This is a genomic window from Pseudomonas sp. TE31087, assembly GCF_057284075.1.
Genome location: NZ_JBXVNN010000001.1, coordinates 5,690,742 through 5,712,401, shown reverse-complemented (window position 1 = coordinate 5,712,401; position 21,660 = coordinate 5,690,742). Strand labels below are relative to the sequence as shown.

The following is a 21,660-nucleotide window of genomic DNA, read 5'->3' as shown; positions in this document are numbered from 1 at the left end:
CGCCAGCCTTTGGTCGGATTGACCGACAAGGCTGAAACGATTTACGGATTGTAACCGAATTGCCAGCACAAACAAACGCGCGCCAGGGCGTCAAGACGACAGGTTGCCACGCGACAAGCCACCACGCCCCGGAAAACAAAAACCCCCGGCCACATCCATGGCCGGGGGTCTTGGATCAGGCCGTGAACGACCCGATCAGGGTATTTCCAAGATTACTGCTGCTGAGGCAGTTTATCGATCGCGCCGCAGCCGCCGATGATCTTGGAGATGGAAACCGATGGGTGGAACAGGTAGTCGTACGAGCAGTTCTTAGGCTGGTTGTAGACCTGGCCGGTGCAGCCGGACAGCAGGGCAACGCCCGAAACGACAGCAACAGCGACAGTAGCTTTGATCAGCTTTTTCATAAAAATCCTTTAGTCCATGATCCACCATCAAACTGATGGCGCGCGGATCATACGGGAAAAGGGGGTGTGAGCGAAAGGCGTTAGTACAGTTGCACTAGTTGACGAGGGTCAACTAACAAGTTGTCGACACGGCAACTAAGCGTATTTATCTACTTGCTAAAACGTTACAGGTTGGCGTGGTTCGCACAGATCGCCCTTACCGGAAATAGCTCGATTCCCTGGGACTGATGCCTATCCCGAGTGAAAAGCATGGACTTCCCTCTGTCCGTAGTCCTTTTCCGAGTCGGATGTCCCCTTCCTTCAAAGCATTGCAACCGCCCGAATCGCTCTCTAGCCTCAGGGCGACACGGCTTTGAAGCGAAGCTTAGTGCCGCCAGGCTTGACGCTTGGTCCAATCACCTTCCCACACCGGGCAGATCAAGACATCACGCGTGCGGAAGACATTCTCGATGCGCACTGCGAGGTAAAAGAAGATGAGTAGAAAAGCCGATTCTAGCGTTATGCCAATCCTTGACCTGGAACTGAGCAACACCACCCGCTTCGAGGCCTCCCGCTTCCTCGACCACCCCAAAACAATTGCCGCTTTCCTGGCAGAAGCCATGCAGAGCAATGATGCCCAGGCGCTGACACAGGCCATCGGCGAAGTCGCCAAGACCATCGATGCGAATCAGCTTACCCAAGATGCAAGCGGCAACCGCGAGTCGCTCTAGGTTCTGTATGAAAACCTTTGAAACCTCACCGGAGCCTCTGGAGGCCTGATTTTCCGTAGAGTTCTCGCTTTTTAGGCGAAGGATTCTGCCATGTCCAAGCGATACGAACTTTCCGACGAAGAATGGGAAATAGTCGCGGACCTCTTCACCGCACATCGACGTACAGGACGCCCAAGAGTCGATGATCGCTTGATGCTCAACGGCGTGTTGTGGGTGCTGTGCTCTGGTGCAACCTGGCGGGACATGCCTGAACGATTCGGGCCTTGGTCGACGGTCTATCAACGATTTCGAGACTGGCGAAACCAAGGAACCTTCAACAAGATGCTCAAGCGGTTACACCTCAAACTCAATGCACAGGGCCAGATTGACTTGACCACCTGGTGCATCGACTCAACCGCCGTGAGGGCCACCCGTGCCTCTGCCGGAGCAGGCAAAAAAGGGGGGCTGAAGAACCAACGGACCACGCACTTGGACGAAGCCGGGGCGGGTTGACGACGAAAATTCACATGGTCAGTGACGCCCGTGGCATCCCACTCCACTTCACGCTCTCAGGTGGTAACGCCAGCGACATCTCCCATGCTCAGCGACTGCTGGACGGTGTCCGCATCCCTTCGAATCGAGGTAGGCCACGCAAGCGCTGCCGCTGGCTCCTGGCCGACAAAGGCTATGACGCAGAATCCTTGCGGCAATACTGCGACCGCTATCGGATGCAGCCGGTGATTCCGCTGCGTGACATGAAGCGCAAGCCGAAGCCGGGCTTACCGCGCCTGTTTGACAAGCCCAAGTATCGGCAGCGGAACGCTATCGAACGGCTATTTGGTTGGTTGAAGGAGCACCGCCGCCTGGGTACACGCTATTGCAAGCTAGCGGAAAGCTTTGCTGCAATGGTCACGTTGGCTTGCTGGCGGCGGTGTTTACGACATTACTTTTCGTACAGTGCCTAGGAGCAACCCTTTTAAGGTGTTGATAATTGGCGTTCGGCTTGGACTTGCCGGGGCTGCTTTGCAGCCCTTTCGCGACACCTTGCGTCGCGATGCGCCGCGCGGGCGGCGCTCGATCTGATAGGCGCTGCAACGCTAACGTCGAACATCTTGAAAAACCTCAACCAAGATACCGGCAAGGATCTTTATCGTATCAACCAACTTGCTCGAATCGTCGCCGCCTCACGAACAGGCCCACGCCCAACCCCGTGGCAAGCACCGACAGCAATCCCAGGTCCAACCCGAACGAACGGGCCTGGCTGACAACGATGCAACCAACGACACCGACCACCGCCAACGCCACCCCGAGCCACTTGCGCAGCGCGTAAGGCCTGAGAAAACGATCTAGCAAGCCGTAAAGCACCAGGGCGATGACCGCATAGGTAATTTCGGACACAGGCGTCTCCCTCAGGTCTTGATGATCAGGGTCGAGGTGGTGTGCTGCGGCCCGATGCCGCCATTGACCTGCGCCTCGATGCTGACCAGTACATCGCCGGCATGGTAGGTGGGCAGGATGTCATTGGCATAGGCACGCACCCCAGCGCCCACCGGCACGCCAACATAGGGCGATGCCACAGAACTCGCGGCGGCGGCGAACGCCGAGGCGGCAAGGTTGGCGACCTTGGTGCGCTGGGCATTGAGGGTATCGCCCTGCTGGCGGGTCAGCGGCTTGGAGATACCGATCTTCATCACGCAAGGCAGCCCCTTGGCCAGCATCCTGTCGTAGGTCTCGACAACCTTGCTGTTGACCTCGTAATGGGCGCTTCTCGCCTCACCGAAATGCAGCTCGCGCAAGCGTCCACGCTCGCTGTCGGTCAGGGTGATCTGCGAGACGTTGAAGACGATCCCGTGATTGCCCATGTATTGGAAAGTCCCTTCGAACTTCATTGCACGCATCCTTTCGAGGCAAAGGGTGCGATTCTCTACAAGGCGCGGCAGGTACGCAAACGGTGGCATTTGGCTATACCAGCCTATCGCCCTGTTGCGAGTAGTCCATTTCCGAATCGGGCTTCCAGGCCCGCCGAAGCATTGCCGTTGACCAGGTACCGCTCTAGGCTCTGTTCATCGCTGCCACATCGACAGCACCATCAAGAACATTGCAGATGCCCCACAAGCCGTATGGACGATGCCCAACAGCATCGAAGACCATGGACGAGCAGAGCGTGGTGCTTCAGGCGCTATTCGAAGCGGAGGGCGTAGATGTCTCAAAACGATATGCCAGACAGCCGGCTGCAGGCGCCCTGGGCCAACTATTTTCAACGGCTTTATGCAGCAGGCATGAGCCTGGGTAGACATGACTCGCCATCAGAGAAGATTGATACCGCAACCATGAATGACCTGCCCCGTGACGAACTCAACGCCAAGCTCGAGACCATCGAGATCAAGATGGACGCGCGGGTAGAAGCCATCGCGTCGAAAATCGATGGTTTTCTCGTTGCCCAGAGTGAGCGCGACAAGCGCTTGGACGACTCGATCGCAGGTGTGCGCCGCGACATCGATCGATTGGGGAGTCTGAAGCTGAATATCTGGGGAGCCATGCTTACCGCTGTTGCGCTGGGCGTAACGGTGGCGGCTCTGAGCGTGACGTTCTATCAAACAGGTAAAGGCGACATCGCTATCCCGCCCCTGTCATCACTCGCGATAGAGGCCCCCGGCTCAGTTCACATCGCTGCCGACGAGTAAAGGCAAACCGCTCCATCTGCCCTAAAACTGCCCTCATGCGCCCCCCTGAAACGACGAAGCCCCCGAAAACTCAACGTTTTCGGGGGCTTCGACTACTTCGCATATGGCGGAGAGATAGGGATTTGAACCCTAGGTACTGTTGCCAGTACAACGGATTTCGAATCCGTCCCGTTCGACCACTCCGGCATCTCTCCAATGGCGCGCATCATACCAGCGATTTCGTTTCTGGAAAACCTTTTTTGAAAAAAATTCGCGTGGTATCAGGCGCTTGCGTGAACGCGCCGCTTACAGCGGCACGCCCAGGCGTTTGGCAACTTCTTCGTAGGCTTCGATCACGTCGCCCAGGCCCTGGCGGAAGCGGTCCTTGTCCATCTTCTTGCGGGTCTCTTTGTCCCACAGGCGGCAGCCGTCCGGGCTGAATTCGTCGCCCAGGACGATCTGGCCGTGGAACACGCCGAACTCCAGCTTGAAGTCGACCAGCAGCAGGCCTGCGTCGTCGAACAGCTTGCTCAGCACTTCGTTGACCTTCAGCGACAGCTTCTTCATCTCGACCAGTTGCTCGGCGGTGCCCCAGCCGAAGGCGACAACGTGGGATTCGTTGATGAACGGATCACCCTTCTCGTCGTTCTTCAGGAATAGCTCGAAGGTGGACGGCTCCAGCTTGATGCCCTCCTCCACGCCCAGGCGCTTGACCAGGCTGCCGGCGGCGTAGTTACGCACCACGCACTCGACCGGGATCATGTCGAGCTTCTTCACCAGGCACTCGTTGTCGCCCAGCAGCTTGTCGAACTGAGTCGGCACGCCGGCTTCTTCGAGCTTCTGCATGATGAAGGCATTGAACTTGTTGTTCACCATGCCCTTGCGGTCGAGTTGTTCGATGCGCTTGCCGTCGAACGCCGAGGTGTCGTTACGGAACAGCAGGATCAAGCGGTCGGCGTCGTCGGTCTGGTAAACCGATTTGGCCTTGCCGCGGTAGAGTTCGTCGCGTTTTTCCATGATGGGCTCCGCTTGCTTGAGTGGGTGGGCTAGGCGATTTGGCGCCAGTCGAGCCCATGTTCCTGATTCGCCACCTGGAGCCAGTCCGGATCGCACCCGAGGGCGTCGACGAAGCACTGGCGGGCCAGATGTGGCAGGTTGTTCTTGCTGCTGAGGTGGGCCAGCACCAGGTGCTGCAGGTTCTGCCAGCCCAACTCGGCCACCAGGCTCGCGGCCTGGTGGTTGTTCAAATGTCCCTGGCTGCCGCCGACCCGCAGCTTTAGAAAATGCGGGTAATGCCCACGGGCCAGCAGGTCGCGGCAGTGGTTGGCCTCGATCAGCAGGGCATCGAGCCCCTGATAGCGCTCCAACAGCCGGGCGTCGTAGCTGCCCAGGTCGGTGAGCATGCCGAAACGTCGACGACCATCGCTGATCACGTACTGCAGCGGCTCGTAGGCATCATGCTCGACCCGTGCCGCGCTGACCTTGAGATCGCCGATCTGCAACACATCGCCACAACCGAGAAAACCGGCCACCTCGACCGGCTTGCGCATGCCGCGCAATGTGCCCTGGCTGAGGTAGACCGGTACATTGTAGCGGCGCGAGAGCAACCCCACCCCATGCACGTGGTCGGCATGTTCGTGGGTCACCAGCACCGCGCTCAGTTGCGCGGCCGACACCCCGAGCAGCGCCAGGCGCCGCTCGGTCTCGCGCAGGGAAAAGCCGCAGTCGACCAGGATGAAGGTTTCACCACTGGCGATGAGCGTGCCGTTTCCCTGGCTACCGCTTCCTAGAACCGCGAAGCGCACTTAGCCCAGGTGGTCCTGGATCGCGCTCAGCACGCGGCGGGCGACATCGGCCGGGGCCACGGTGTTGATGTTCTTCTCGACGGTCACCTGGACGTTGTCGCCGACCTTGCTCAGGCGCACCTGGTAGCGCTCGGCACGGGCTTCACGCTCTTCCTTGCTCGGCTCGCTGCCGAACAGACGGCTGAAGAAGCCAGGCTCCTTCTGCTTGTCGTCAGGCTTCTCGGACAGGTTGATGTAATACAGGCCCAGGCTGCGGTTGATGTCCTCGACACGCCACTCGCCCTGTTCCAGGGCGCGGCCGACGCCGGACCAGGCGCGGTCCAGGTCCGAACCCAGGAACAGCACCGGGTTGCCGCTGCCGTCCTCGCTCAGGCTGACCTGGCTCGGGGCATCGAAGTCGCGCGCGGCCAGCAGCGAGACCGAACCGCCCTTCTCGGCGCTGCGGTTCATGCTGGCAAGCATTTCGTCGACCAGCAGGGCGTCGGTGCCGGTGTTGCTGGAGGCGGACGGGAAGTCAGGCTCGGCAGTGCTGCCGGCCGGACGCTCGACGCTGACCACATACACCTCGGAGGTGTTGCGCTGCACGCCGGGCTCCATGCGCACCCGCACACGGACTTCGCTGTCCGGGCTGCTGGAGGTGCTGGCCAGGCGCTGGCCGAGGGAGGCCGACAGCTCATCGAAACGCTGCCAGGTGGTGTTGAATTCGCCAGTCTGCGGACGTTCTTCGGCAATGCGGAAACCGTTGTCCTCGAAGAACTGGCGAGTCACCGGCCAGACTTCGGCGGGCGAGCGCTGGGCCAGCACCCAACGGCTGTTGCCGCTGCGCTGCAGGCTGAAATCGCTGATGCCGGCGGTGGCCGACAGCGGCTGTGGACGGGGTACCTCGAACTCGCCGGTGGCGCGATCATCGGCCACGTTGCGCGGGATCGGCAGCAGCGGATCCAGGCGCTTGACGTTGCTGGCGTCCGGCGGCAGCTGCATCGGCGCGGTCGGTTGCGCCTGCAGGTAGTCGCTGCCACGGTCGCGGAAATAGCCATCCTCGCCCCACAGCCAGCCGCACCCGCTGGTGCTGGAGATGATCAGGGCGAGAGCGGAAAGACCAGCCAGTCGCTTCATGCGGTGTACTTCCTCGATTAAACCAGTACGCCGGACTGGCGCAAGGCAGTACGGACTTTTTCGTGACAGCCTTCGCTCAGCCAGGTCAGTGGCAGGCGAATGCCCTGCTGCATCAGGCCCATTTGCACCAGCGCCCATTTCACCGGAATCGGGTTGGCTTCGCAGAACAGGTCTTTGTGCAGCGGCATGAGTTTTTCGTTGATCGCGCGGGCCTTCTCGGCATTGCCCTCAAGGGCGGCCTCGCACAGGTCGGCCATTTCGCGCGGGGCGACGTTGGCGGTGACGGAGATGTTGCCCTTGCCGCCCATCAGGATCAGCTCGACGGCGGTCGGATCGTCGCCGGACAGGACGATGAAGTCCTTGTCGACGCCGTCCAGGATGGCCTTGGCACGGACCAGGTCGCCGGTGGCTTCCTTGATGCCGATGATGTTCTTGACCTTCGACAGACGGATCACGGTGTCGGCCTGCATGTCGCAGGAGGTGCGGCCGGGCACGTTGTAGAGGATCTGCGGGATGTCGACGGCTTCGGCGATGTGCTTGAAGTGCTGGTACAGGCCTTCCTGGGTCGGCTTGTTGTAGTACGGGACCACCAGCAGGCAGGCGTCGGCGCCGGCATTCTTGGCGTTCTTGGTCAGGTGCACGGCTTCGGCAGTGGAGTTGGCACCGGTACCGGCGATCACCGGGATCCGCTTCTTGCTGTGCTTGACCCGCTCGACCACGTGCTTGATGACCAGGATGTGTTCTTCGACATCCAGCGTGGCGGACTCGCCGGTGGTGCCGACAGCTACGATCGCGTGGGTGCCGTTTTCCAGGTGGAAGTCTACAAGCTTGTCGAGGCTGTCCCAGTCCAGACGCCCTTGTGCATCCATGGGAGTGACCAATGCCACCATACTGCCCGCAATCATGTAACTGCTCCTGCCGGAAAAAGAGAGCGGTAATGGTACTGGCGCCATCGGCCTTGCACAAGCGAAGCAGGCGGGCGGAGCATTCCCCTTCGCGCCGCTTTTCGCTACCCTTGATCCTTTGATCGGTGCAGCACGGCCCGCCGGGCCGTCGACAGTGCTCCCGGCCTGCGTCCACAGCCGCCAAAACCGGCCCGGGCCCTGCTGAAAAAGGAGGCTTTGCCCCCGTCCTGCATCGACCGCTCATCGCTTTAGGAATGCTGCATGTCCACCCCCACCGTTCGCGAACAATTCCTCGTCATCAGCGCCCTGGGCCCCAACCCCATGGAGCTGGCCAACGTTCTCAGCCGCGCGGCCTTCGACAACCGCTGTGCGGTGGTCACCTCGCGCCTGTCGCGCCACGGCGAGACCAGCGCCCTGGTGCTGCAGGTCGGCGGCAGCTGGGATGCCCTGGCCCGCCTCGAAGCCACCCTGCCGGGCCTGGGCAAGAAGCACGGCCTGACCCTGGACGTGGTGCGCAGCGCCGATCAGGAAGTGCGCCCGCAGGCCCTGCCCTACGTGGCCTACGTCAGCGCCGCCTATCGCCCGGACATCATCAACGAGCTGTGCCAGTTCTTCCTCGACCACCGCGTCGAGCTCGAAGCGATGACCTGCGACACCTACCTCGCGCCGCAAACCGGCAGCAGCATGCTCAACGCCCAGTTCACCGTGATCCTGCCGGCCGGCACCCAGATCAGCTGGCTGCGCGACCAGTTCCTCGACTTCGCCGACGCTCTGAACCTGGACGCGCTGATCGAACCGTGGCGCCCACAGAACCCCATGTAAGGAAGCCCCCATGGCCGTAGCACTCGACCAACCCGTCGCCGATTTCCAGGTCCAGGCCACCAGCGGCCAGACCGTCAGCCTGGCTGACCTGAAGGGTCAGCAGGTGGTGCTGTACTTCTACCCCAAGGACAGCACCCCGGGCTGCACCACCGAGGGCCAGGGATTCCGCGACCAGCACGCGGCGTTCCGGGCCGCCAACACTGTGGTGTTCGGCGTGTCGCGCGATGGCATCAAGTCGCACGAGAACTTCAAGGCCAAGCAGGCGTTTCCCTTCGAGCTGATCAGCGACAAGGACGAGGCGCTGTGCCAACTGTTCGACGTGATCAAGCTGAAGAAGCTGTACGGCAAGGAATACCTGGGCGTGGACCGCAGCACCTTCCTGATCGACAAGGACGGTGTGCTGCGCCAGGAATGGCGCGGGGTGAAGGTGCCGGGGCATGTGGATGCGGTGTTGGCGGCGGCGCAAAATCTCGATAAGGCTTGAGATCTTGAGGGCGCTTTGCGCCCTATCGCGGCACAAGGCCGCTCCTACAGGAATCGCGTTCCCCTGTAGGAGCGGCCTTGTGCCGCGATAGGGCTGCAAAGCAGCCCCAGACCTACAACATCGGCGCCACAGACCTGTCCTGCCGCGGCCACGCGTCCAGCACTGCCTTGAACAGCGTCGCCAGCGGGATCGCGAAGAAGATCCCCCAGAACCCCCACAGCCCGCCGAAAAGCAGCACCGCGCAGATGATCGCCACCGGGTGCAGGCTCACCGCCTCGGAGAACAGCAGCGGCACCAGCACGTTGCCATCGAGCGCCTGGATGATTGCGTACACCGCCATCAGGTAGATGAACTGGTCGCCCCAGCCCCACTGGAACAGCGCGATCAGCGTCACCGGCACCGTCACCACCACCGCGCCGACATAGGGCACCACCACCGACAGGCCCACCAGCAGCGCCAGCAAGGCGGCATAGTTCAGGCCCAGGCTGATGAAGGCGATATAGGTGGCGATCCCGCAAATCAGGATCTCGATGCCCTTGCCGCGGATATAGTTGGCGATCTGCCGGTTCATCTCATCGCCCACCCGGTTGAGCAGCGTGCGCTCACGCGGCAGATAGCCGCTGACCCAGCGCCCGATCAGTTCGCGGTCCTTGAGGAAGAAGAACACCAGGATCGGCACCAGCACCAGGTAGATCATGGCGTTGACCAGCAACGGCAGGCTCGACAGCGAGAAGGTCAGCGCCCATTGGCCGAACTTGCCGATCTCGCCGCGCACCGATTCGATGGCGCGCAGCACCTGCTCGTCCGACACCAGGTGCGGATAGCGCTCGGGCAGCAGCAGCAACAGCGACTGCCACTTGCCAAGCATCCCCGGCAGTTCGTTGAACAGGGTGATCAGCTGATGCCAGAGCAGCGGCACCAGCACCAGCATGAACACCGCCAGGGCGCCCATGAACAGGGCAAACACCATCCAGACCGCCAGCCTGGAGGGCACCCTCAAACGCTCCAGGGCATTGACCAGCCCCTGCATGAGGAACGCCAGGACCATGCCCGCCAGCACTGGCGCAAGCATGCCGCCCAGGGTCAGCACCACGGTGAAGGCCAGGAACAGCAGGACCGCCAGCACCACGGCCTCCTCGTCGGAGAAGTAGCGCTGCATCCAGTCGCGAAGCACTTTGAACATTGACGATCCTTGGGAAAGACTCAGGCCTTGCGCAGCCAGTAGGTGTACACGCCGGCCTCGGCCGTTTCGTGCAGCAGCGTATGACCGGCCAGCTGGGCGAAAGTGCGGAAGTCGCGCTGGGAGCCGCCGTCGGTGGCGATCACCTTGAGCACCGCGCCACTGGCCAGGCGATTGAGTTCCATCTTGGCCTTGAGCAGCGGCAACGGGCAGTTCAGCCCGCTGGCGTCGAGCTCGGCGTCGCTGGTCGGGGTGTCACTCATCGGGCGCGTCTCCGGGGTATGGACAGAAAGGTCTGGTAGGATACCGCCACTGGTCGGCATCGCGCGACCCGGCTACAGTAAGGCTTTTGACCGACGCGAGCTTCTGCATGAATCTACTGCGCCCTACCCTGTTGACGCTGGCCTGCCTGATGGCCCTTCCCGGCCACGCCGACGACCTGCCGTCACTGGGCGACGCCAGCTCCGCGATCGTCTCGCCGCAACAGGAACACCAGCTCGGTCGCGCCTGGCTGAGCCTGTTGCGCGGCCAGGTCAACCAGCTGAACGACCCGCAGCTCAAAGACTTCGTCGAGACCAGCGTGTACAAACTGGCCGAGACCAGCCAGCTGCAGGACCGGCGCCTGGAGTTCATCCTCATCGACAGCAAGGAACTCAACGCCTTCGCCGCGCCCGGCGGCATCGTCGGGGTCAACGGCGGTCTGTTCCTCAATGCGCAGACCGAAGGCGAGTATGCTTCGGTGCTGGCTCACGAACTGGCGCACTTGTCGCAGCGCCACTTCGCCCGTGGCGTCGAAGCCCAGCAGCGCATGCAGTTGCCCATGATGGCCGCGCTGCTTGCCGGTATCGTCCTGGCCGCCGGCGGTGGCGGCGATGCCGGCATCGGTGTGATTGCCGGCACCCAGGCGGCGGCGATCCAGGAGCAGCGGCGCTTCTCCCGACAGAACGAACAGGAAGCCGACCGTATTGGTATCCAGAACCTGGAAAAGGCCGGTTACGACCCACGCAACATGCCCAGCATGTTCGAACGCCTGGCGCGCCAGTACCGCTATGACGCCAAGCCGCCTGAATTCCTCCTTACCCACCCGGTGACCGAGTCGCGGGTAGCCGATACCCGTAACCGTGCCGAGCAGGCGCCCAAGGGGGGCGTCGAGGACAGCCTGCGTTACCAGCTGATTCGTGCACGGGTACAGCTCACCTATGAAGGCACCCCGGGCCTGGCCGCCAAGCGCTTCCGCGCCCAGCTCGACGAGAATCCCCAGATGGACGCCGCGCGCTATGGCCTGGCGCTGGCACAGATCAAGGGTGGCCAGCTCAACGAAGCGCGGGAGAACCTCAAGCCGCTGCTGGCCAAGGCGCCCAACGACATTACCTACAACCTCGCGCAGATCGACCTGGACATCACCAACAACCGCCTGGCCGACGCTCAGCAACGCGCCCAGCGCATGCAGGCGCTGTACCCGGCCAACTATCCGTTGAAACAGGTGCGCGCCGACCTGCTGATCAAGCAGAACAAGCCGGCCGAGGCGGAGAAGGTGCTGGACGACCTGGTCAAGAACCGCCCGGACGACCCGGACGTGTGGTACGACGTCGCCGAAGTGCGAGGGCTGTCGGGCAACACCATCGGCCTGCACCGCGCCCGCGCCGAGTACTTCACCCTGGTTGGCGACTTCGACCAGGCGATCCAGCAGCTCGACTACGCCAAGCGCCGCTCGGGCAGCAACTTCCCGCTGGCCTCGCAGATCGACCAGCGCCAGCGCGAGATCATGGAGCAGCAGCGGATGGTCAAGGAGATGATGGGCCGCTAGGCGTCAGAACCGATAACCCTGTAGGAGCGGCCTTGCGGCCCTTTCGCGGCGCAAGGCCGCTCCTACAAGGTGATGTCAGGCGTTGCCTGATAACTTCAACCGCGCCGCCTGGGTGAAGTCGAGCATGCGGTTCAGCGGCTTGATCGCCTTGGGAATCAGCGCAGGCTCGACGAAGATCTCGTTACTGCCCTTGCGCAGGCAGTCGAGCGTGCGTTCCAGGGTGTTCATCGCCATCCACGGGCAATGCGCGCAGCTGCGGCAGGCCGCGCCGTTGCCGGCGGTCGGCGCCTCGACGAATTCCTTGTCCGGACACAGCTGCTGCATCTTGTAGAAGATGCCGCGGTCGGTGGCGACGATGAAGGTCTTGTTCGGCAGGGTCTGCGCCGCCTTGATCAGCTGGCTGGTGGAACCCACCGCGTCGGCCAGTTCGATCACCGCTTCCGGCGACTCCGGGTGAACCAGGATCGCCGCGTTCGGGTACAGCGCCTTCATGTCGGCCAGCTGGCGCGACTTGAACTCTTCGTGAACGATGCAGGCACCGTCCCACAGCAGCATGTCGGCCCCGGTCTGCTTCTGGATATAGCGGCCCAGGTGCTGGTCCGGCCCCCAGATGATGGTCTCGCCGTTGTCCATCAGGCTTTCGACGATCTCCAGGGCGCAGCTGGAGGTCACCACCCAGTCGGCTCGTGCTTTCACCGCCGCGGAAGTGTTGGCGTAAACCACCACGGTGCGCTCGGGATGCTGGTCGCAGAAATCCGAGAACTCCTTGACCGGGCAGCCCAGGTCGAGGGAGCAGGTCGCCTCCAGGGTGGGCATCAACACACGTTTTTCCGGGGTGAGGATCTTCGCGGTTTCGCCCATGAAACGCACACCCGCCACCACCACGGTCTGCGCCGGGTGGTTCTTGCCGAAACGCGCCATCTCCAGCGAGTCGGACACGCAGCCGCCGGTTTCCTCGGCCAGGGCCTGGATCACCGGGTCGCAATAGTAGTGGGCTACCAGCACGGCGTTCTGCTTTTTCAGCTCGGCGGCGATGGCCGCACGGTATTCGGCCTCCTGCGCGGGCGTCAGCGGGTTGGGCTGCTTGGCATCGAGGTGGGCCTGGACCAACAGGCGTTCGGAAATCTGGGTCATGATCGCTGGACCTGCGGGGCGCTTGAGCGCGTCAGTCGAGTGTATCACCCGGCCCTGGCAGATCGGCTAATGGTGCCGGACGGCCAGCGTCTCGGCCCCTCTGCGGGCGCGGATTCTTATCGGACGCGAAGGCTACAGGCAATCGGAGGGATGCAAAAGGGGTTTTTGCGTTGGCCGCCCCAATGCAGTCGCGGGGCAAGCCCGCTCCCACGAAGCCATCCAGTTCATGGCGACTTCGTGGGAGCGGGCTTGCCCCGCGAAAGGGACCGCGAGCCAGCGATCAGCCCTGCGGCTGGAGTGCCGCCAGGTGGCCGCTGATCAGCATGGCGAACTCTTCGACGGTCATCTTCTTGCCGTTGAAGTCGACCATGCCGTCGGCGTATTGCAGGCTCGACACCACATCACTTCCCTGCACCGTGGCCATGCCGCTCTGCAGCGCCATCATGCCGACCATCTCACCGGCCTGGCTGGACTGCTGGGCGATGGCCTGGGCATCGGTCTCGCCCTCGAGCAGCGCCTGCAAGGTGGCCAGGTCGGCGACCATCGGCTTGGAAACGCTGAGCTTGGCCTTCAGTTGCGTCAGCAGCTGCTTGCCCAACTGGTCAGGCGGCAGGTCGAACGAGCTCGGGCTGGCAAAATCCATCGCCAGATTGAAGTGGCTCTCGCCATTGGCGGTCTTGAACGCCAGCTTCTCCACCGCCACCTGCGGCTTGGCCACCAGCAGCTTCTGCAGGTCGCCCTGGACCTTGGCCTGCTCCTCGGGGCTCATCTCCAGCGCTGGAGCCTCGCCATCAGCGGCGGCCTGCTGCATCTGCGGCAGCTGGGTCTGGTACCACTCCATCAGCGCCTGCATGGCCGGAATGTCGATGGACTTCATGGTCAGGACCATCTCTGCGCTGCCCACCTTGCGGCCGGCGTAGCTGATGTCGTCGACCTTGTATTCCAGGCGCCCGGCCAGCTTGTCCTTGGCCTCGCCCTCGGCGTTGTACAAGTTGTTCTGCTGCAGGCCCTTGAGCACCAGCACTTCCTGCTTCGGCCCGAAGGTCACCTGGGTGTCGGCCAGGGCCAGGTCGAAGTTGCCGACATAGACCATGTCGTGGGCGGTCTCAGTGAGCTTGCCACCGGCCTTGAAGCCGTTGAGCAGGATCTTCACCGGCGCCTGCTGCTCGTCGACGAAGTTCAGCTCGAGGTGCTCGGCGCTGCTGTGGATCTCCACTGCCTTGCCTTCGCGGTCGCCGCGCAGCGCGAGCTGCAGGCCGGAGAAGTCCAGGACATTGCCGCCGTCCTCTTTGATCGTGACTGGCGCCAGGCGGATGTCGCTGTCGACGCTGCCGCCATAGCCGAGGCTGACCTGGGCGGTGACCGGCGGCTTGTCGCCGGCGGCGGCGAACCAACCGCTGGTGAAGTCATCCTTGTCCAGCGTGCTGTTGCTGGTGGCCATGACCGGCATCAACTTGAAGGCCTTGACCCGCGACCAGGGGAACGGGCCGTGCTCGATCTGGTCGGTCACGCCCACCTGGAAGTTCAATGCCTCGGCTTCGCCGAGCTGCACATTCTCGGCCTTCAGGCGGTAGTGCGCGGTGCTGGTGAAGAAGTGCTGGTCCAGCGAGACCAGCTCGATGGTCATGCTGCCGCCGTTGCCGGCCAGGGCTTTCTTCAGCTCTTCGTTGCCGCGGGCGACGGAACGCTCCAGCTCCGCGGGCAACTGCTTGCCGGTGTACCAGGCGCCAGTGGTGGTTGCGACGGCGATGGCCACGGCCAGACCGGAAAGGATGCCTACTGATTTCTTCATGAATAGAACCGATTGCTGTCCATAAGGAGGTCGTTTGAGCGGTCCACGGAAACGAGGTCGCGCGCAGATGGCAAGAATACCATTGGCACCCGGCCCACGCGGTAATGCGTGAGGCATTTTGTGTGTCGACGCACAGCCTGGCACTTGGTTTGCCAAAGAAAAATTGTCAATTTTTACGAACATCAAAATCGACTTACGATCTGCTCAATCGGCCAAAAGCAATGCATAACGGCCAAATAAACCGATTCACCTTCCATCCACTTGGCACTCTGTCATGTTTAACTTGACACTCAAACGACCATCGTTGTTTATTTCGCGCACCCCGCAGCTCCAACATAAAAGGTGAACAACATGGAGCCCATCCGCTCGACCTTGTCGTGCCCGTCATACGCCGTGCCCGTTGTTTCGATCAAGGAGCAGCGCCCGCATGCAGCCTGACCACAGCGCCCCCGGCAACGCCCAATTCCGCAAGTCCCTGCGTCTCTGGCATGTGGTGATCATCGGCCTGGCCTACCTCACCCCGATGACCGTGTTCGACACCTTCGGCATCGTCTCCGGCATCACCGCCGGGGCACGTGCCCAGCGCCTACCTCCTGGCCCTGGCCGGTATCCTGTTCACCGCCGTGAGCTACGGCACCCTGGTGCGGCGCTTCCCGCAATCGGGCTCGGCCTATACCTACACCCAGCGCGCCATCAACCCGCACGTGGGCTTCCTGGTGGGCTGGTCGTCGCTGCTGGACTACCTGCTGCTGCCCATGGTCAACGCGCTGCTGGCCAAGCTCTACCTCTCGGCGATGTTCCCCGAGGTAGCGGCCTGGGTGTGGGTGGCCGGTTTCGTCACCCTGATCAGCCTGATCAACATGCGCAGCGTCAACCTGGTGGCGCACTTCAACCTGTTGTTCGTCGCCGTGCAGGTGGCGATCATCGGTGTATTCATCTACCTGTGCTGGCGTGGCCTGGACCACGGCGAAGGGCTGGGCACCGCCTGGAGCCTGGTGCCGTTCGCCGACGACCAGACCCAGTTCGCCGCCCTGGCCGCCGGCGCGACCATCCTGTGCTTCTCGTTCCTGGGCTTCGACGCGGTGACCTGCCTGTCGGAAGAGACCCGCGACCCGGGCAAGACCATCCCCCGGGCGATCTTCCTCACCGCGCTGATCGGCGGCGTGGTGTTCATCGGCGTGTCCTACTTCATCCAGGCCTACTTCCCGACCATGGCGCGCTTCCATGACCAGGAAGCGGCCCTGCCGGAAATCGCCCTGTACGTCGGCGGCAAGCTGTTCCAATCGGTGTTCATCGCCTGCACGGTGATCAACACCATCGCCTCGGGCCTGGCCTCGCAGACCAGCGTGTCGCGCCTGCTATACGCGATGGGCCGCGACAACGTGATCCCGGCCGGGGTATTCGCCCGCCTGCACCCGCGCTACAAGACCCCGGTGCTGAACATTGCCGTGGTCGGCCTGATCTCGCTGTCGGCGATCTTCTTCGACCTGGTCACCGCCACCTCGGTGATCAACTTCGGCGCGCTGGTGGCCTTCAGCTTCGTCAACCTGTCGGTGATCAACCATTGCTACATCCGCGAGGGCCGGAACAAGGGCCTGACGAACAACCTCAAGTATCTGGTGGCGCCGACGATAGGCTTCTGCATCATCGTCTCGCTGTGGCTGGACCTGAACGAACACTCGTTGTTGTTCGGCGGTGTCTGGGCCCTGCTTGGCGTGCTCTACCTGGCCTGGCTGACCAAGGCCTTCAGGGTAGCGCCACCGAACTGCATCGCCGACTGACCCCGCCGACGCCCGCCTGACCGCGGGCGTCCTGTTTGCCCGAGAAGGAAAAGCCCATGTTGCTGCGCCGTCTCTCCATCCAGTGGAAGATCACCCTGCTTGCCGGCCTGTGCCTGCTGGCCATCGTCGCCCTGCTGGTGGCCACCTCGCTCACCCAGGCCCGACGCAGCGCCGAGCAGGTGTTCCAGGCCAACACCGAGCTGCTCGACCACAGCGCCCGTCTGCGCCTGCAGGCCCACGGCGAGACCCAGGCCCTGCGAATCCAGCGCTATTTCATGGACGCCTACCAGTACGGCAACGGCTTCGCCCGCCTGGTGCAGGCACTCAAGGCCCGTGGCGGCGCCGACCTGCGCACGGAACTCAGCCGCGAGGCCCGTGCCGCCCTGGCTGGCAACGCCGACCTGATCGGCCTGTATCTGGTGTTCCAGCCCAATGCCCTGGACCAGCAGGACGCCCGCTTCGTCGGCCAGGTCGACAACGGCAGCAACGACAGCGGCCGCTTCTCCCTGTACTGGTCGCAGCCCGGCACCGGCAACCTCGAGGTGGAGGCGATGCCCGAGTCGATGCTCGCCGACACCAGCATCGGCGCCAACGGTTCGCCCTACAACCGCTGGCTGACCTGCCCGCTGGAGACCGCCAAGGCCTGTGTGCTCGACCCGTACTTCGACGAGGTCAACGGCCACCAGGTGCTGATGACCAGCATCGCCCTGCCGCTGCTGGAAAACGGCAAGGTGGTGGGCGTGGTCGGCCTGGACATCGGCCTGGACAATCTGCAGCAACTGAGCCTGGCCGGCCGCCAGGAGCTGTTCGATGGCCAGGGCCAGGTCAGCATCGTCAGCCCTTCGGGCCTGCTCGCCGGCCACAGCCAGGACGCCAGCCAGCTGAGCAAGACCGTGCAGCAGGCCTTCGGCGCCAGCGCCACCGCCCTGGCCGACTCGCTGCACGCCGGGCAGGCGGTCGAGCGTCTGGACGGCGGCACCATGCGCATTTCCCGGCCTTTCGCCCCGATCCCCGGCGCGGCGCCGTGGCAGGTCCTGCTCGAGCTGCCCGAACAGGTGCTGCAGGCCCCCGCCGTCGCCCTCAACCAACGCCTGGACAGCCAGAACCAGAGCGCCAACCTGGTCAGCCTGCTGATCGGCCTGGGCGCTGCCGTGCTGGGGCTGCTGCTGGTGTGGCTGACCGCCCGTGGCGTGACCCGGCCGATCCTGGCCGTGGCCGCGCGCCTGAAGGACATTGCCAGTGGCGAAGGCGACCTGACCCGACGCCTGGACTATGCCCGCAACGACGAACTGGGCCAGCTGACCGGCTGGTTCAACCGTTTCCTCGACAAGCTCCAGCCGGTGATCGCCCAGCTCAAGGGCTCCTTGCAGGAGGCCCGCGGCACCGCCGACCAGTCGGCGCTGATCGCCAGCCAGACCAGTGACGGCATGCAGCAACAGCACCGCGAGATCGAGCAGGTGGCCACCGCCGCCAACGAGATGAGCGCCACGGCCCACGACGTCGCCCACAATGCCGCCCAGGCGGCACAAGCGGCGCGCGGCGCCGACCAGGCAACCCGTGATGGCCTGGCGCGAGTGTCCGCCACCCGCGAGGCGATCGGCGAGCTGGCCGGCGGCATGAATGCGGCCATGGACGAGGCCCGCGCCCTGGAAAGCCGTGGCGAGCAGATCGGCTCGGTGCTCGAGGTGATTCGCGCCATCGCCGAGCAGACCAACCTGCTGGCGCTCAACGCCGCCATCGAGGCTGCCCGCGCGGGCGAAGCCGGGCGTGGTTTTGCGGTGGTCGCTGACGAGGTGCGCAACCTGGCCCAGCGTACGCAGGTCTCGGTGGAGGAGATCCGCCAGGTGATCGAGGGGCTGCAGCAAGGTACCCAGGACGTGGTCGGCGCGATGCACGCCGGCCAGCGTCAGGCCCAGGACAGCGCCGCGCAGATGGAGCAGACGTTGCCGGCGCTGCAGCGGATCGGCGAGGCGGTGGCGGTGATCACCGACATGAACCTGCAGATCGCCTCGGCGGCCGAGGAACAGAGCGCCGTGGCCGAGGAGGTCAACCGTAACGTGGCGGGGATACGTGATGTGACCGAGTCGTTGGCAGGTCAGGCCGATGAGTCGGCGCGGATCAGCCAGGCACTGAACCGTTTGGCCAACCAGCAGCAGGTATTGATGGAGCAGTTCCGAGTGTAGCCGTTGGTTGATCTTGATCTTGATCGCAAGGTTAACCCCTTCCCCACTAGCGACAGCTGCGTCAGCCCAGGCGCCGCCCGTAACTTCGCGACTTCAGGAGGCCGAACGCAGGCCTTGCGAAGGGAGGTGACGGGCATGGATGCCCGTCAAGCGCTGGGGCCCAGGATGGGCCCTGCAGCGCGGCCCTCCCGGGAGCAAGGCCGGAGTGAGGGTACCCGGAGCGAAGCGTAGGGCCGGATGAATGGAGCGAGGATTTTTTGGTTCCTTTTTGATCCTTCTTCAAAAAGGAACTCGCCGTAAGGGCGAAAAGGTGACTATGCGTCGACATCGCAAATGAATGCACTTACAACTATTAAAACCGACGCCGACCGCATTTGACTTTGACTTTGACTTTGACTTTGACTTTTAAATAGTCTGTTTTGAAATCTATATGCGCATTCATTTGCGATGGTGACGCATAGTCACCTTTCCGCCCTTACGGCGGGTCCCTTTTTGAAGGATCAAAAAGGAACCAAAAAATCCTCGCTCCATCATCCGGCCCCTACGCTTCGCTCCGGGGTTCCCTCGCTCCGTTCTTGCTCCCGGGAGGACCGCGCTGAACGCCCCATCCTGGGGCGCAGCGCTTGACGGGCATCCATGCCCGTCACCTCCCTTCGCAAGAACTCCGCTCGGCCTCCTGAAGTCGCAATTGGTGTTGCCTGATCTACCGCGCGCTTAGAAGCAAAAGCAAACAGCAACTACAAGAGCGAACAACAAGAGCGAACAACAAGAGCGAACAACAAGAGCAAGTTACTTGTATCTCACTCGTCGGTCTCTCCGGGACTTTCATGAATTGTTGACGATCTTTTCACGCTCCCCCCTTTAGCGTCGCCTGCCAACCGATCCGGCAGGCAACCGCTCTCTGAGGCACACGTGTCCCGTACAACTCCCCCCGCTAGCAAATCCATCGACTGGTCTGGCCTCGGCTGGCTCCTGCTGTTCTTCTGGTACTTCTCCGGCGTCACCCAGGCCCTGCTGCTGTTCAGCGGCACCACCGGCTTTGCCGGCTTTCGCGACGCCTTGTTCCTCAGCAGCCTGTGGCTGGCCCCAGTACTGCTGCTGCCACGCCTGACCCGCCCCCTCGCCGCGCTGATCGGGCTGGTGTTGTGGGCCAGCTCGCTGGTAGGCCTGAGCTATTTCGGCATCTACCGCCAGGAGTTCTCGCAAAGCGTCATCTTCGTGATGTTCGAGTCCAACACCGCCGAAGCCGGGGAATACTTCAGCCAGTACTTCAGTATCTGGCTGTGCCTGGGGCTGCTGCTCTACAGCGCGATCGCCGTGCTGCTGTGGCGACGCATACGCCCGGTCACCCTGCCACGGTACAGCCGCCTGCCGGTGGTCGTCCTGTTGCTGACAGCGACCCTGGGCTACCCGTTCTACAAACAGATGGTCTCCCAGCAACGCAGCTTCGCCGACGCCCAGGAAAAGGTCGAACAGCGCATGGCGGCCGCGGTGCCCTGGCAACTGGTGGTCGGCTACCGGCAGTACCGCCAGCAGCTCGACAACATGCAGGCCCTGCTGGAACAGAATGCCGCCCTGCCGCCGCTGCAGGACCTCAAGGACAACAGCGGCGACGCGCCGCGCACCCTGGTGCTGGTACTGGGCGAGTCCACCACCCGCGAACACATGCACCTGTACGGCTACAACCGCGACACCACACCGAACCTCGATGCCCTGGCCGCCCGCGACAAGGGCCTCACCGTGTTCCGCAACGTCGTCTCGCCACGCCCGTACACCATCGAGGTGATGCAGCAGATCCTCACCTTCGGCGATCAACAGCACCCCGACCGCTTCCTCACCGATCCATCGCTGATCAACCTGATGAAACAGGCCGGCTACAAGACCTTCTGGATCACCAACCAGCAGACGATGACCAAGCGCAACACCATGCTCACCACCTTCTCGCAGCAGACGGACGTGCCGGTCTACCTGAACAACCAGCGCAACCAGAACGCCAGCCAGTACGACAGCGTGGTGCTGGAGCCCTTCGAAAAAGCCCTGCAGGACCCGGCCGGCAAGAAGCTGATCATCGTCCACCTGCTCGGCACGCACATGGATTACCGCTACCGCTATCCGGCCGGTTTCGACCACTTCAAGGACAACACCGGCGCGCCGGCGGCGCTGTCCCCCGACCAGGTACGAACCTACAACTTCTATGACAACGCCGTGCGCTACAACGACTTCGTCGTGTCCGACCTGATCAAGCGCTATTCGGCCAGCACACCGAACGGCTTCCTGCTGTACCTCTCCGACCATGGCGAGGACGTCTACAGCTCCGGCAATCATGATCGCCTCGGCCGCAACGAGGCCGCCCCGACCCGGCCGATGTACACCATCCCCTTCCTGCTCTGGACCTCGCCCAGCTGGCAGGCGGCGCACCCGCGCGACCTGCAATCGATGGCCATCCGCCCCTATAGTAGCGCACACCTGATCCACACCCTGTCCGACCTGGCGGGCCTGAGCTACGACCGCTACGAGCCGGCCAAGAGCCTGGTCAACGAAGCGTTCACCGCCAGCCCACGCTGGATCGGCGACCCGTACGCGAAAAACGGGCTGCACGCGTTCGACAACCTGCCCGACACCCTGGCGAAACAGCAACAGCGGACCGCCAGCAGCAGCACGGTTCGCCCTGACGAAGGCTGACGGCCCGCGACAAGGCCACCCCTCACACCAGTCCCTCCGCTTGAAGGGACACGCCCCCAAGAACCGATATCTGGCCCCCAGGTATCGGTTTTTTGCTGCATCAATGATGAATAAATTTCTGCCATATTGTTTCGTACATTTCATGACAATTACAAAACGACAATATTCCACTCCAGAATGACGTCAATACACCCCAGTAATCATGGGCAATTC

The 21,660-nt window shown here is 62.9% G+C and carries 18 protein-coding genes, 1 tRNA gene and 3 pseudogenes; 10 read left to right on the top strand and 12 right to left on the bottom strand.

The features are described from left to right. Window positions 1–212: 212 nt before the first annotated feature. A complete protein-coding gene (locus ACZ899_RS25915) occupies window positions 213–404 on the bottom strand; it encodes a DUF4223 family protein (protein ID WP_234560239.1) in 192 nt (63 codons plus the stop codon). Window positions 405–877: 473 nt separating this feature from the next. On the opposite strand from ACZ899_RS25915, the pseudogene ACZ899_RS25910 reads away from it, so the two are divergent. Together ACZ899_RS25910 and ACZ899_RS25905 are read left to right on the top strand one after the other, a co-directional pair. Beyond that, window positions 878–1,111: pseudogene (locus tag ACZ899_RS25910) on the top strand (helix-turn-helix domain-containing transcriptional regulator); the annotation flags it as partial. Window positions 1,112–1,204: 93 nt separating this feature from the next. Next, a protein-coding gene (locus tag ACZ899_RS25905; RefSeq protein ID WP_234560238.1) for an IS5-like element ISPsp10 family transposase occupies window positions 1,205–2,058 on the top strand; the annotation gives its coding sequence in 2 pieces (ribosomal slippage) (window positions 1,205–1,546 and window positions 1,549–2,058; 852 coding nt in all). Window positions 2,059–2,248: 190 nt separating this feature from the next. Here the strand turns inward: ACZ899_RS25905 and ACZ899_RS25900 are convergent. Then, window positions 2,249–2,491 (bottom strand): hypothetical protein, encoded by a 243-nt coding sequence (locus ACZ899_RS25900; RefSeq protein WP_234560237.1) that lies wholly within the window; start codon window positions 2,489–2,491, stop codon window positions 2,249–2,251. 11 nt (window positions 2,492–2,502) lie between these two features. Beyond that, window positions 2,503–2,982: a hypothetical protein gene (locus ACZ899_RS25895; RefSeq protein WP_186715496.1), complete on the bottom strand. Its 480-nt coding sequence runs from the start codon at window positions 2,980–2,982 to the stop codon at window positions 2,503–2,505. Between the two features lie 312 nt (window positions 2,983–3,294). On the opposite strand from ACZ899_RS25895, the gene ACZ899_RS25890 reads away from it, so the two are divergent. Further along, on the top strand, window positions 3,295–3,777 hold the full coding sequence (locus ACZ899_RS25890; RefSeq protein ID WP_234560236.1) for a hypothetical protein: 483 nt from the start codon (window positions 3,295–3,297) through the stop codon (window positions 3,775–3,777). Window positions 3,778–3,881: 104 nt separating this feature from the next. Here ACZ899_RS25890 and ACZ899_RS25885 read toward each other — a convergent pair. The 5 genes from ACZ899_RS25885 to dapA form a co-directional block, all read right to left on the bottom strand. Then, window positions 3,882–3,971: transfer RNA gene (locus ACZ899_RS25885), tRNA-Ser, on the bottom strand. A gap of 91 nt (window positions 3,972–4,062) precedes the next feature. Then, window positions 4,063–4,773: a phosphoribosylaminoimidazolesuccinocarboxamide synthase gene (purC, locus tag ACZ899_RS25880; RefSeq protein WP_016392503.1), complete on the bottom strand. Its 711-nt coding sequence runs from the start codon at window positions 4,771–4,773 to the stop codon at window positions 4,063–4,065. Between the two features lie 29 nt (window positions 4,774–4,802). Next, window positions 4,803–5,561 (bottom strand): MBL fold metallo-hydrolase, encoded by a 759-nt coding sequence (locus ACZ899_RS25875; RefSeq protein ID WP_232857174.1) that lies wholly within the window; start codon window positions 5,559–5,561, stop codon window positions 4,803–4,805. Then, on the bottom strand, window positions 5,562–6,677 hold the full coding sequence (gene bamC, locus ACZ899_RS25870) for an outer membrane protein assembly factor BamC (protein ID WP_232857173.1): 1,116 nt from the start codon (window positions 6,675–6,677) through the stop codon (window positions 5,562–5,564). Between the two features lie 17 nt (window positions 6,678–6,694). Beyond that, the gene (gene dapA, locus ACZ899_RS25865; RefSeq protein ID WP_203651288.1) at window positions 6,695–7,582 is read right to left on the bottom strand and encodes a 4-hydroxy-tetrahydrodipicolinate synthase; all 888 of its coding nucleotides are present in this window, start codon (window positions 7,580–7,582) and stop codon (window positions 6,695–6,697) included. Window positions 7,583–7,843: 261 nt separating this feature from the next. Between dapA and ACZ899_RS25860 the strand changes: the two genes are divergently transcribed. Both ACZ899_RS25860 and ACZ899_RS25855 read left to right on the top strand, forming a co-directional pair. Continuing rightward, on the top strand, window positions 7,844–8,404 hold the full coding sequence (locus tag ACZ899_RS25860) for a glycine cleavage system transcriptional repressor (protein ID WP_028692994.1): 561 nt from the start codon (window positions 7,844–7,846) through the stop codon (window positions 8,402–8,404). Window positions 8,405–8,414: 10 nt separating this feature from the next. Further along, complete coding sequence (locus ACZ899_RS25855) at window positions 8,415–8,888, top strand: peroxiredoxin (RefSeq protein ID WP_203651287.1); 474 nt, start codon at window positions 8,415–8,417, stop codon at window positions 8,886–8,888. Between the two features lie 112 nt (window positions 8,889–9,000). Here the strand turns inward: ACZ899_RS25855 and ACZ899_RS25850 are convergent, their stop codons facing one another. Both ACZ899_RS25850 and ACZ899_RS25845 read right to left on the bottom strand, forming a co-directional pair. Then, window positions 9,001–10,071, bottom strand: coding sequence for an AI-2E family transporter (locus tag ACZ899_RS25850; RefSeq protein ID WP_232857170.1), 1,071 nt, complete (start codon window positions 10,069–10,071; stop codon window positions 9,001–9,003). Window positions 10,072–10,091: 20 nt separating this feature from the next. After that, a complete protein-coding gene (locus ACZ899_RS25845; protein ID WP_028692991.1) occupies window positions 10,092–10,331 on the bottom strand; it encodes a sulfurtransferase TusA family protein in 240 nt (79 codons plus the stop codon). Between the two features lie 107 nt (window positions 10,332–10,438). Here ACZ899_RS25845 and ACZ899_RS25840 point away from each other — a divergent pair, with 107 nt between their 5' ends. Beyond that, the gene (locus tag ACZ899_RS25840) at window positions 10,439–11,875 is read left to right on the top strand and encodes a M48 family metalloprotease (protein ID WP_203651283.1); all 1,437 of its coding nucleotides are present in this window, start codon (window positions 10,439–10,441) and stop codon (window positions 11,873–11,875) included. 75 nt (window positions 11,876–11,950) lie between these two features. Here ACZ899_RS25840 and nadA read toward each other — a convergent pair whose 3' ends face one another. Both nadA and ACZ899_RS25830 read right to left on the bottom strand, forming a co-directional pair. Then, the gene (gene nadA / locus ACZ899_RS25835) at window positions 11,951–13,009 is read right to left on the bottom strand and encodes a quinolinate synthase NadA (protein WP_234560235.1); all 1,059 of its coding nucleotides are present in this window, start codon (window positions 13,007–13,009) and stop codon (window positions 11,951–11,953) included. 280 nt (window positions 13,010–13,289) lie between these two features. Next, the gene (locus ACZ899_RS25830) at window positions 13,290–14,801 is read right to left on the bottom strand and encodes a YdgA family protein (RefSeq protein WP_203651279.1); all 1,512 of its coding nucleotides are present in this window, start codon (window positions 14,799–14,801) and stop codon (window positions 13,290–13,292) included. Between the two features lie 427 nt (window positions 14,802–15,228). Between ACZ899_RS25830 and ACZ899_RS25825 the strand changes: the two are divergent. The 4 genes and pseudogenes from ACZ899_RS25825 to ACZ899_RS25810 all read left to right on the top strand — a co-directional run bounded on the left by ACZ899_RS25825 (window position 15,229) and on the right by ACZ899_RS25810 (window position 21,447). Next, window positions 15,229–16,582: pseudogene (locus ACZ899_RS25825) on the top strand (APC family permease). Between the two features lie 56 nt (window positions 16,583–16,638). Further along, window positions 16,639–17,907 (top strand): annotated as a pseudogene (locus ACZ899_RS25820) (methyl-accepting chemotaxis protein); the annotation flags it as partial. A gap of 102 nt (window positions 17,908–18,009) precedes the next feature. Further along, a complete protein-coding gene (locus ACZ899_RS25815) occupies window positions 18,010–18,765 on the top strand; it encodes a methyl-accepting chemotaxis protein (protein ID WP_442799872.1) in 756 nt (251 codons plus the stop codon). A gap of 912 nt (window positions 18,766–19,677) precedes the next feature. Then, complete coding sequence (locus ACZ899_RS25810) at window positions 19,678–21,447, top strand: phosphoethanolamine transferase CptA (RefSeq protein ID WP_234560232.1); 1,770 nt, start codon at window positions 19,678–19,680, stop codon at window positions 21,445–21,447. Window positions 21,448–21,660 lie beyond the last annotated feature (213 nt).